The 9,817-nt window shown below is 67.1% G+C and carries 10 protein-coding genes; 2 read left to right on the forward strand and 8 right to left on the reverse strand.

The features are described from left to right. From ACRDUX_RS08900 to ACRDUX_RS08930, 7 genes are all read right to left on the reverse strand, one after another. Positions 1 to 326 (reverse strand): TFIIB-type zinc ribbon-containing protein (locus tag ACRDUX_RS08900; RefSeq protein ID WP_526413023.1); only part of this gene is annotated, 326 nt, incomplete at its 3' end. A 6-nt stretch (positions 327 to 332) separates the two neighbouring features. After that, on the reverse strand, positions 333 to 1,751 hold the full coding sequence (locus tag ACRDUX_RS08905; protein ID WP_526413025.1) for an alpha/beta hydrolase: 1,419 nt from the start codon (positions 1,749 to 1,751) through the stop codon (positions 333 to 335). 122 nt (positions 1,752 to 1,873) lie between these two features. Further along, positions 1,874 to 2,704 (reverse strand): galactan export ABC transporter permease subunit Wzm/RfbD, encoded by an 831-nt coding sequence (gene wzm, locus ACRDUX_RS08910; RefSeq protein ID WP_526413027.1) that lies wholly within the window; start codon positions 2,702 to 2,704, stop codon positions 1,874 to 1,876. Next, on the reverse strand, positions 2,701 to 3,615 hold the full coding sequence (gene glfT1, locus ACRDUX_RS08915; RefSeq protein ID WP_526413029.1) for a galactofuranosyltransferase GlfT1: 915 nt from the start codon (positions 3,613 to 3,615) through the stop codon (positions 2,701 to 2,703). The genes wzm and glfT1 overlap by 4 nt, the downstream gene beginning before the upstream one ends. Beyond that, positions 3,612 to 4,433, reverse strand: a complete 822-nt coding sequence (gene wzt, locus ACRDUX_RS08920; protein ID WP_526413031.1) for a galactan export ABC transporter ATP-binding subunit Wzt/RfbE — start codon at positions 4,431 to 4,433, stop codon at positions 3,612 to 3,614. Before wzt ends, glfT1 begins: the two co-directional genes overlap by 4 nt. Before the next feature lie 7 nt (positions 4,434 to 4,440). Beyond that, a complete protein-coding gene (locus ACRDUX_RS08925; RefSeq protein WP_526413041.1) occupies positions 4,441 to 4,896 on the reverse strand; it encodes a proteasome activator in 456 nt (151 codons plus the stop codon). Between the two features lie 80 nt (positions 4,897 to 4,976). Beyond that, on the reverse strand, positions 4,977 to 6,923 hold the full coding sequence (locus ACRDUX_RS08930; RefSeq protein ID WP_526413033.1) for a DUF6541 family protein: 1,947 nt from the start codon (positions 6,921 to 6,923) through the stop codon (positions 4,977 to 4,979). A gap of 88 nt (positions 6,924 to 7,011) precedes the next feature. Between ACRDUX_RS08930 and ACRDUX_RS08935 the strand changes: the two genes are divergently transcribed. Further along, complete coding sequence (locus ACRDUX_RS08935; RefSeq protein ID WP_526413035.1) at positions 7,012 to 8,208, forward strand: cysteine desulfurase-like protein; 1,197 nt, start codon at positions 7,012 to 7,014, stop codon at positions 8,206 to 8,208. Here the strand turns inward: ACRDUX_RS08935 and ACRDUX_RS08940 are convergent. Next, a complete protein-coding gene (locus tag ACRDUX_RS08940; RefSeq protein WP_526413037.1) occupies positions 8,205 to 9,188 on the reverse strand; it encodes an NAD(P)H-quinone oxidoreductase in 984 nt (327 codons plus the stop codon). The two genes, ACRDUX_RS08935 and ACRDUX_RS08940, sit on opposite strands and share 4 nt — an antisense overlap. A gap of 45 nt (positions 9,189 to 9,233) precedes the next feature. Here ACRDUX_RS08940 and ACRDUX_RS08945 point away from each other — a divergent pair, with 45 nt between their 5' ends. Then, the gene (locus ACRDUX_RS08945) at positions 9,234 to 9,746 is read left to right on the forward strand and encodes a MarR family winged helix-turn-helix transcriptional regulator (protein ID WP_526413039.1); all 513 of its coding nucleotides are present in this window, start codon (positions 9,234 to 9,236) and stop codon (positions 9,744 to 9,746) included. Positions 9,747 to 9,817 lie beyond the last annotated feature (71 nt).

Here is a 9,817-nt window from a genome sequence, read left to right on the forward strand (position 1 = left end):
CTCGAGAAGAACAGCCTGCCGAAGCCCTGCTTGCGGTAGTGCTTGCTGCCGCGGTGTCCCCACTCGGGGCCGTAGCCGTAGCCCTGCTGCCCGTAGCCCTGCTGAACGGGCGGCGGCGACTGCACGAATCGGTTCTCCATCTGCGTCATGGATTCGAGCTCGCCGAAGTCGAGGAAGATCCCGCGGCAGGTGTCGCACTGCTCGAGGTGAACCCCGTTGCGTTCGTATGTCTTCATGATCCCTGCGCACTTCGGACACAGCAGGGTGTTGCCAACGCCGGGCGTCGACGACGGTGGTTTCGGTGGCTCATATGGCGGAATGCTCATGTGTTCTCAACGGCCGAGAACCCTGGGAAGTGCCTGGGAGCTCAGAACGGCGGGCGTGTGTACCCGCTGCGCGATCCACGGGAGGGCGTCGGAGAAGGCCCGAGCGGCGAATTGCCACGTGTGGTAGCCCGGGTACACCCGCAGGGAGCATCCGACGTTCACCGCCGTCGCGGCTGCGCACAGGTCCGGCAACGCGCCCTTCTCCCGGAACTCGTCGGCGTCGTCGTAGCCACCGAAACCCACGGCGGCCTTGAGGTCGCGTGGCCGGTCGGGCAGGTCCTTGGACTTGTCGTCGGGTGGTTCTTGCGAATCGTCGAAGTACCCCGCGACGCCGCTGTACGGGCCGTGCTTCGCCATCACCGTCCGCGGGTCGAAGACGTCCCACGACGCGGCGTCACCGCCGTAGAGCCGGTCTATCGTCTGCTGCTTGGTACCCGAGTTGGGTCCGCGATCCCCACCGATGTCCTCGAACGTGGTGAACAGGTCGGGATGCATCACCGCGAGGTCGATGGCGCACGTGCCGCCCATGGACCAGCCGACGACACCCCAGTTCGCGGCCGAGGCCGACGTCCCGAATTGTGCGACGACGTAGGGCCGGACCTCGTTCGTCAGGTGCTGGGCGGCGTTGCCCCTTGGGCCGTTCACGCATTCGGTGTCGTTGTTGAAGCTTCCGCTGGAGTCGACGAATACCAGCACCGGGGCCACGCCGCCACGAGCATTCGCATAGCCGTCGACCACGGAGATGGCGTTCCCGGTTCGTATCCAGTTGGTGGGGTTGCTGAATTCACCGGCAATCATCATGATGACCGGGAGTTTGGGCGGGGTGCCTCCCGCAAACCAGGCGGGCGGCAGGTAGACGTATTCGCGCCGGTGGGTGAATCCACTGCCGCCGTCGGGGATGTCGACTCCGACCAGCTTGCCCGTATTGGGATGCGTATTGCGCAGTCCCGCCAGGTCTTTCGCATCGACCTGGTCGGGCAGCGGTCCCGCGGTCAGATCGCCCCACGCCCTCTGAAGCGTCGGGTAGTAGCCCACCCACTGGTCGAGTACGAGCATGGCGCACATCAGGGTGAGGGGGATCGCCAACACCGACAGGCCACGTCGCAACCACGTCGCCCCGCGAAAGCCGAGCACCGCGACGGCAATGGCACCCGCGCACACTGCGGTCCACACCCACAGCTCGAACGGCGCCGGGTCGGACGACAGCCCCTCGGAGTTCATGTAGGCGCGTGCAGCGACGGCAGCGGCCACCCCGAAGACCACGCTGGCGGGCAGCCACAGGAGTCGCCACCGGCGGGTGCGCCAGCCGATCGCGGCGATCAGGACCACGACGGCGACGATCTCGACGGCGATGGGAAACCATCCACCCAACAGCGAAACACCTTGGCCCCACTTGTTGAAGTCGGGATCGGGCAACCGTGGCATCAGTGTTGGTGTGGGCGGGGCGGGCGTAGTGGTCGTCGGGCCAAGGGGCGGCACTTCGCCAGTCTGAGAAGACTCCCTGCGAGGAGCCTGTCATTCGGCCGCGATTCTTCTGGACCGAGCGACTACACCCAGTACGGAACGCGCGCCCGGTACTGGCGCATCGCGAATGCCGTCACGGTCCAGCCGACGATGGTCAGCACGATCACCACGATCCAGTGCCGGGGCTCCTGGTCGGCGCCGAGGAGCGGGGCACGCACGATGTCGACGTAGTGCAGCAGCGGGTTGAACTCGATGATCTTGGCCCACCCACCTGCGCCCTGATCCCGCAGCGTCTGGTCGTTCCAGATGATCGGGGTCATGTAGAACAGCAGCTGGACCAGGCTGAACAGCAGCGGGCTGATGTCGCGGTAGCGGGTGGCCAGGATGCCGAAGCACAACGCCACCCAGACGCAGTTGAGCGCGATCAGGCCCAGCGCCGGAATGAACGCCAGATCGGTCCACTTCCAGGGCTGCGGGAAGATGATCGCGATGATGACGAAGATGACGATGTTGTGCCCGAACAGGATGATCTGGCGCCAGACGAGCCGGTAGACGTGCACCGACAGGGGCGTCGGAAGTTGTTTGATCAAGCCCTCGTTCGCGACGAAGACGTCGGCGCCCTCGAGGATGGACGCGTTGATCAGGTTCCAGATGATCAGCCCGAGAGTGACGTACGGCAGGTGCTCGGCCAGGGGCAGGTGAAACAGCGTGGAGTAGAGGCCACCGAGCGCGACCGCCATGGTGCCGGTCGCGATGGTGATCCAGATCGGCCCGAGGACCGAGCGCCGGTAGCGCTGCTTGATGTCCTGCCAGCCCAGGTGCAGCCAGAGTTCGCGCCTGCCGAAGCCCGCGGTCAGGTCACCCCACGCCCGTGCGAAGGTCTTCGACTGCGATGCCGCATCGATGAAGGTCACTGTCGTTCTCCCGCCTCTGGCCTGCCGAACTTTTCGTCGCGGCCCAAGCGCCGCAGCCGCAGCCAGTCCCTCAGCCCCGCGGGGTCGCGACGACTCACCAGGAAGAACCAGCCGAACCGCACCCACTCCTGGGGGATCAGCCGCCGCATCCCTCGCTGCGATTGGAGGTAACCGCGGTTGCGGTAGGTGAAGTACCGCTTGGTGGCGTCGTCGGGGTACTGCGTGTGCATCCGGCCGCCGAGGATCGGCTTGAACTCCTCGGATCCCTGCGGATGGAGGTAGACCGCATCCAGGCTGGTGCCGAACGGCAGTCCGGAACGCACCAGGCGACGGTGGACCTCCACCTCGTCGCCGCGAATGAACAGGCGAATGTCCGGCACGCCAACGGCTTCCAGGGTTGACGCCCGGAAGAGGGCGCCGTTGAAGAGCGATGCGATGCCGGGCAGCAGATCGCCCGCGCCGTCCACTCGCAACTCGGAGACCCACCTTCGCCACACCAGGCCGCGGCGCAGCGGGAACGCCAGGCGCGACGGATCGGCGAGGTCGCACACCATGGGCGACACCTCGGCCAGCGAATGCCTTGCCGCGCAGTCCAACAGCGTGCCGAGCACCTCGGAGTCCGCAGGCCTGCCGTCGTCGTCGGCCAGCCACACCCAGTCGGCTCCGAGTGCCAGCGCCTGCAGCACGCCGAGGGCGAAACCGCCGGCCCCGCCCAGATTGCGCCGAGAGCCGACGTAGGTGCTCGGAATGGGTTGGGCGGCAACGAGTTCCCGCACCCGCTCGTCGTCGTCGTTGTCCACGACGATCAGGTGATCGGGTGCGCAGGTCTGGCTCGTCACGGCGTCGAGGGACTGGGCCAGCTCCGCCACGCGCCGATGGGTGACCACGACGGCGCAGACGCTTTCACTCATGGTCCACTTGCCTCGCGGTCGTTCTCCTCGAGGACCTCCCGAATGGTACGGGCGGCGTCATCACCCTCGTAGGCGCGCACCACGTCCTCGATGCCACCGGTCAGTTTGATGGTGCCGTGGTCGATCCACATGGCCGTCTTGCACAACCGGGCCAGGAATTCGTTTGAGTGGCTGGCGAATACGAGAATGCCCGACCGCGCCACCAGATCCTGCAGCCGGGTCTGTGCCTTCTTGAGGAAGTCGGCGTCCACCGCACCGATACCCTCGTCGAGCAGCAGGATCTCGGGATCGATGCTCGTGACGACGCCCAACGCCAGACGAACCCGCATACCACTCGAGTAGGTGCGCAGCGGCATCGACAGATAATCGCCGAGCTCCGTGAAGTCGGCGATCTCGTCTACCTTGGCCGCCATCTGCTTGCGTGTTTGCCCGAGGAACATCCCGCGGATGATGATGTTCTCGAAACCCGATATCTCCGGGTCCATGCCCACCCCGAGGTCGAACACCGGGGCCACCCGACCGCGGACGGTCGCCGAACCGCGGGTCGGTTCGTAGATCCCCGACAGCAGCCGCAGCAGTGTCGACTTCCCCGCCCCGTTGTGGCCGACCAGACCTACGCGGTCGCCCATCTCGAGCGACATGGTGATGTCGCGGAGGGCTTCGATGACGACGACATTCGAAGTATTGCGGGCGATGGTTCCGCCGGCCTTGCCGAGGAACGCCTTCTTCAGCGAGCGCGACTTGGCGTCGAAGATCGGAAACTCCACCCACGCATCGCGCGTCTCGATATGGGGCCGGGAATCGGCAGGCTGGGACACGCGTGACCTAGAGGTACTGCCCGGTCCCGGTGCTCGACGGGCCGCGGTGCCCCGGCACGTCACCGACACCTGGGGGCAATGCGCCCTGACGCATCTGCTCGAGCTGTGCGCGGGCCGCCATCTGCTGGGCGAACAGCGCCGTCTGAATGCCGTGGAACAGGCCTTCGAGCCAGCCGACCAGCTGAGCCTGAGCGATCCGCAGCTCGGCGTCCGTCGGCAACTTGTCCTCACTGAAGGGCAGGGTGAGCCGCTCGAGCTCGTCGCGAAGTTCGGGGGCCAGCCCCTCCTCCAGCTCGTGGACGCTGCGCGCGTGGATCTCGCGGAGCCGATTGCGGCTGGCGTCGTCGAGCGGGGCGGCTCTGACTTCTTCGAGGAGTTGCTTGATCATCGTGCCGATCCGCATGACCTTCGCCGGTTGCTCGACCAGATCGGTCAGGGACTTGCCGTCGGCGTCGTCCCCCATGGCGGAAATGTCGCCAAGGACCTCGATGTCCTCGGCGCTGTCGTCATCGGCGCTACTCGTCACTTCTGAACTCCTGGGGTCTACTTTCCCTGCCACTCATAAATGTGGTCCTCGCCGTTGTCGTAGATCTCCTTCCACGACTTCGACTTGCCTAGCGAGACTAGTCCGTCGGGCATGACGAACCCGCGCACCACCGGTGAGCTGGTGATCACGTAGCGAATGTTGAGGGCGCGCACGGCCTCGGCGACGCGGGGATCGTGGTCGGCGTCATCGGCGTACGCCCAGAAGATGAAGCGGTGGTAACCGGGCCCCTGTTGCTGCGGGTAGTCGTAGTGCGTCCACAGCGGATGCAGGCCGGAGACGGCGTACATCCAGGCCGTTCCGTCGGTGTTGGCGTTGCCGATGAGGGTGTCGCGGGCCTCGGGCAGCGTCGCCAGGTAGGCGAACGCCTGCAGGTCCCTGTCGTCGATCATGACCTGGTCGTACTTCTCGCCGATCAGGTGTCGGTGCCGGGGGAAGTAGTGCCACGCCATGCCGATCGGCACCACGACGAGGATCACGGCGGTGGCGACGTGGCACGCGCGGGCGCTCAGGCGGGGAGTCAGTCGCCGCAGACCCGCCAGCGCGGCCGAGGTGAGGGTGAACAGCGCGATGCCCGCCATCGGGGCGAGCAGCAGCGTCACCACCCCGGACAGTCGGCGCGGATCGCTGTAGAACAGGTCGGTGAACATGGCGGTGACCGTGCCGAGCGGCCCGCCGAACGGGTCGGACGAGTGCACGATCGAATACACCAGGATCAGCCAGATGGCGGCGGGCCACCAGATCCTCTTGACCAACAGGATCACGAAGCCGATCGCCGCGAGCGCGATGAGTGCGTTCTGGATCGGATAGTCGTTGAGATGGCGGGTGTGCTGCACGACCGCGTCGAACAGCGCCTTCCTCTTGCCCTGGTGGGTGTCGAACTCGTGTCCCGCGATGATCTCGGCCTGCTGCAGCACGCCGACGAACTGAGGGAGCAGCAACGCCACCGTCGGCGCACCGACCGCAGCGAGGCTGACGAAGTCCGCCAGCCTGCCGCGGACGGGCCGCCAGAGCCCCTCGGCCAGCCACCACACCACGACGAAGAGGACCGTCACGACGCCGCCGGTGATGTGCACGGAGAAGACCCCGAGCAGCGCGAGGACCGCCAGCGGGATGCGGTCGCGGTGTCGCACCGCCGAGACGATCAGCACGGTCGTGGGCACCGCGAGCCCGTAGGCCGCGAGGTTGGGCATGGAGGCCGTGTCGAACTCGACGTACGGGATTGCGGTGAACGACGCGGACAGTGCCGCGGCGGCCGCGGCCGAGCCTGCCGTCTGCCACTGGCCGACGTTGCGCGAGCGGAACAGGTGCCAGGTCAGCGCGGCCGCGCTCACGGGGAACAGCCAGACCGAGGCCGCCAGCGAGTTCAACGTGTACGCGGTGGTCGCGGTGGCGCCCGTGAGCTGGCACTGGATCGCGGCGAGGGCATGGAATGCCGACGGGTAGTACAGCGCGGCGTGCGTTTCGACGTTGCGCAGCTCGCCCATGTGGGTGGGCGACGCCTGACCGGTCTCGACGATGAAGCGGACGGTGTTGGCGTGCCAGACCGAATCCCAGGTGCTCGGAATCGATTGCCAGTGAGGCATGCCACGAATTGCTGCGAATGTGATCAACGCCGCACCGAGAACCACGCCCGCGGCGACCACCAGCGCTGGCCCGATGGCCATCGGGTTGCCTGCGGCGGTGCGGTGGCGGTAGTTCGCGAGCGCCGCCTGCACACCCGCGACGACTGCCACCACGATCAGTAAGGCGAGCAGCGCGGTCAACAGGTTCCATGGGATGCCGACCGCGCCCAACGGAAGGGTTGCGAGGGCCACCGTGCCGTAGGTCAGCGCCGGGCCCACCGCGACGGCGACCGGCCAGGTTAGCTGAGCCGTTCGCGCGATGATTGCCCCGGGGATGACTAGCAACAACAGGGCCACTAGCACCCCGGACGCCAAGCTCACTGGACTAGTATGACCGGCTAGGTGATCTGGTCCGTCAGGGCGTGTGCGCGGGCGGGCACCACCGAAAACATTCTCGAAGGTGGCAGGCATGGCATATGACGTCGCCCGGGTGCGTGGTCTGCACCCGTCGCTGGGCGACGGCTGGGTGCACTTCGACGCGCAGAACGGGATGCTGCTGCCCGACTCGGTGGCGACGACGGTGTCGACTGCCTTCCGTGGCTCGATGACCACGGGTCAGGGTCCCCATCCGGCCGCCACGCGCAGTGCGGCGGTGCTGCAGGCGGCCCGCCAGGCGATTGCCGACTTCGTCGGCGGTGATCCACGTGGCGTCGTGCTCGGCGCCGACCGCGCGATCCTGCTCACCTCACTCGCCGAAGCGTCGTCCTCGCGGGTGGGGCTCGGTCACGAGCTCGTCGTGACACGGCTGGACGACGAGGCCAACATCGCCCCCTGGCTAAGGGCCGCGAATCGGTACGGCGCCAAGGTCAAGTGGGCCGAGGTGGACATCGAGACGGGTGAACTGCCGGCCTGGCAGTGGGAATCCCTGATCGACAAGCCGACCAAGCTGGTCGCCATCACGTCGGCGTCATCGGCCATCGGCGCGGTCACCGACCTGCGTCCGGTGACCAAGTTGCTGCACGAGAACGGCGGCACGGTCGTGCTCGACCATTCGGCCGCCGCCCCGTACCGGCTGATCGACATCAACGAGATCGAGGCCGACGTACTCGCGGTCAACACCGTCGCCTGGGGCGGGCCGCCAATCGGCGCGCTGGTGTTCCGCGATCCGTCGACGATCGAATCGTTCGGCGTCGTGTCGCTCGACCCGTTCGCCACCGGGGTCGAACGGTTGGAGATGGGCACCCATCAGTTCGGCATGCTCGCCGGCGTGGTCGCCAGCGTCGAGTACCTGGCGTCGCTCGACGAGTCGGCGTCCGGCAGCCGTCGCGAGAGACTCTCCGTCTCAATGCAATCGGCCGCCGCCTACATGGACCGACTGTTCGACTACCTGCTGACGTCACTGCGTTCGCTACCTCTGGTGATGGTGATCGGCCAGCCCGAGGTGCGCATCCCGGTGCTGAGCTTCGCCCTCAACGGCGTGCCCGCAGCGCGGGTGGTTCAGCGACTCGCCGACAACGGTGTGCTGGCATCGCTCAACACGACGTCGCGCGTGCTCGACCTCATCGGAGTCAACGACATCGGTGGCGCGGTTACGGTGGGCCTTGCGCATTACAACACCATGGCCGAGGTGGACCAGCTGGTTCGCGCGCTGGCCTCACTGGGCTAATCCCGTACGCGCAGAAGCACTTTCCCGTGCGCGTCGCCGGAGGCGAGTAGTCGGTGCGCTTCGGCGGCCTGCTCGATCGGCAACTCCGCGCCGATGATGGGGCGCACCCGGCCGTCGGCGATCATCGGCCAGACGTTGGCAACCACCGACTCGACGACGGCACTCTTGCCCGACGGCCCGTCCACCGGTCGCGAGCGCAGCGCGGTCGAGATCACGCCCGCCCGCTTGGCCATCAGCTTGGCGAGGTTGAGTTCGGCCTTGACGCCGCCCTGGAATCCGATGATGACGAGCCGACCGTCGGGCGCCAGCGCATCGACGTTGCGGTCGAGGTAGGACGCGCCCATCAGGTCCAGGATCACGTCGGCGCCAGCACCGGCGGTCTCGGCGCGGATGCGCTCGACGAAGTCCTCGTCGCGGTAGTTGATGGTCACGTCGGCGCCGAGTTCGCGGCAGACCACGAGCTTCTCGGCCGATCCGGCGGTGACCGCCACCCGGCACGCAAGCGCGTGGGCAACCTGGATGCCATGGGTCCCGATGCCGCTCGCGCCGCCGTGAAAGAGCACGGTCTGCCCCGGCGACAGGTGCGCCGTCATGCCCAGGTTCGACCAGACGGTGCACGCCACCTCGGGGAGTCCCGCGGCGTGGTGAAGGTCGACCCCGTCGGGGATGGGCATGACCTGACCGGCGGGCACCGCGACCCGCTCGGCGTAGCCGCCGCCCGACAGCAACGCGCACACCGGTTGCCCGACCGCCCACGTCGTGACACCGGGGCCGAGGGCTGAGACACGGCCCGACACCTCGAGGCCGAGGATCGGGCTGGCGCCCGGCGGCGGTGGATAGTTGCCGGAGGCCTGCAGCAGGTCGGCTCGATTGATCCCAGCGGCAACGACGTCGATGACGATTTCGCCCTCATCCGCGGAGACGTCGGGGACTTCTCGCCAGGCCAGGTCAGTCGCCGATTCGGCGACGATCGCACGCATTTCGATAACGCTACTACCCGCTCGGTGCGGTCCTATTATGTCGCCATGGGGGAGATGATTGCGGGGCGGACGGCGAGCACGATGTCCGGCCTCGACATAGGTGAACAAAGGGCGTGGCAGAACTTTCTCGATGCCGCGCTCCGGCTCTACGCGACGTTGAATCGGGAGTTGGTCGACGAGCATCGGCTGACTCTCAACGATGTGCGGCTGCTCGACGTTCTCGACAGATCGCCGACCGGCTCGGCACGCATGGGGGACCTGGCCGACGAGCTGATGTCGTTGCCCAGCAGGGTGACTCGACAGATACATCGGCTCGAGACACACCGTCTGGTCAGTCGGTGCTCGAGCCCCGAGGACGGCAGGGGTGTGCTCGCGACCATCACCGACGACGGTCGGCAGGTGCTGGGATCGGCGATGTCGACGTACGGCGACGGCGTGCGCACCCACTTCCTGAGTCTGTTGTCGCGGACTCAGACGGCGGCGATGGGGGACAACTGCAGGCGGATCGGCGTCGCTCTGCGGTCCAATGAGACGCCCGCGAGGGTGGGACGGGTGTAGACGCCTTAGAGTTGTCGGCGGTGGCGTGGCAGAGCGGCCTAATGCACTCGCCTTGAAAGCGAGAGACGGCT

Origin of the sequence: Mycobacterium sp. (assembly GCF_050701675.1) — a bacterium.
Lineage (GTDB): Bacteria > Actinomycetota > Actinomycetes > Mycobacteriales > Mycobacteriaceae > Mycobacterium.

Coding starts and splice junctions, on each gene's coding strand:
- ACRDUX_RS08905 (WP_526413025.1), bottom strand. CDS start 1,751: ATGCCACGGTTGCCCGATCCCGACTTCAACAAGTGGGGCCAAGGTGTT.
- glfT1 (WP_526413029.1), bottom strand. CDS start 3,615: ATGAGTGAAAGCGTCTGCGCCGTCGTGGTCACCCATCGGCGCGTGGCG.
- ACRDUX_RS08925 (WP_526413041.1), bottom strand. CDS start 4,896: ATGGGGGACGACGCCGACGGCAAGTCCCTGACCGATCTGGTCGAGCAA.
- ACRDUX_RS08935 (WP_526413035.1), top strand. CDS start 7,012: ATGGCATATGACGTCGCCCGGGTGCGTGGTCTGCACCCGTCGCTGGGC.
- ACRDUX_RS08940 (WP_526413037.1), bottom strand. CDS start 9,188: ATGCGTGCGATCGTCGCCGAATCGGCGACTGACCTGGCCTGGCGAGAA.
- ACRDUX_RS08945 (WP_526413039.1), top strand. CDS start 9,234: ATGGGGGAGATGATTGCGGGGCGGACGGCGAGCACGATGTCCGGCCTC.